Source organism: Vibrio sp. 704, assembly GCF_033339295.1.
This window is the reverse complement of the sequence record NZ_JAWOUH010000170.1, coordinates 1-946: the sequence shown is the minus strand read 5'-3', so window position 1 is coordinate 946 and position 946 is coordinate 1. Positions and strand designations below refer to the sequence as shown.

The window sequence follows — 946 nt, the reverse complement described above, 5'->3', positions numbered from 1 at the left end:
TCACCTTTTCTGGTGAATCTTCCATTTGCTCTAGAATACGAGCCATTTCATACGTGGTTAACGACATTACTTTTTGAATTCCATTATGGTGTCAGGAAAAGTGTGAACGACAAATATACACGCGTTACATACATTGGAAAATACTAAATTACACTGATTTACGCATTAGCGAAGCGTGCGTGCCAGCTCTTACCGGCCTTTGAAAATAGAATCACCAATGCTGGTAGCAATACCCACATATGAATAGCAATCAATGTTTGTGGATCAAACGGCAAACGCTGTAAGGTACCCACTAACAAACCAGAACCGCTCATTTGGAACAAACCAAGTAGCGCCGCGGCTGTGCCCGCTTTATCACCGAATGGTTCCAACGCCTTGCCCGCGGCGCCGCCAAGAATCAAAGCAAAACCAACGGACGACATAAAGATTGGCAGCATGAACGACAGCGCCGTGTTTTGGCCATTCATCACCAGCATCACCACACCAGCCAGAGCCAACGTCGAGATACCAACCACAAGCGTGTTGTGTGTGCCAAAACGTTCCATGAACTTCGGTGCCAACATACAGCCAGCGATGTTAATGACCGCGTTAATGCCAAACCAGAATGTGAACTCATTCATTGAAAGGCCCATGCCTGTCATCAATACCGACGGTGCTGACGTCACGTAAGCTAAGATAACCGCCATGGCCATCAAACATAGTGATGCGTGGAAAATGAAAGATGGCGTGCTCAGTACCGACCAGTAACGACTTACTTTGAATACCGCTTGTTTCTCGGTTGCTGGGTTGGTTTCCTTCATCATCAAGAACATCAACGTTCCTGAGACAACCGCAAAACCAGCCATAAAGCTGAAGTTTGCACGCCAATCGAGTTGCTGAGTTAACCAGCTACCTAAGATTGGGGCCAGTGCCGGAATAAAGCAGATCGCACCATTAAGGTAGCTGA

The 946-nt window shown here is 46.9% G+C and carries 1 protein-coding gene; it reads right to left on the bottom strand.

All coding sequences use genetic code 11. From position 1 onward, the window contains the following. Positions 1 to 158 precede the first annotated feature (158 nt). Positions 159 to 946 (bottom strand): MFS transporter (locus tag R7R24_RS25220; protein ID WP_318119844.1); only part of this gene is annotated, 788 nt, incomplete at its 5' end.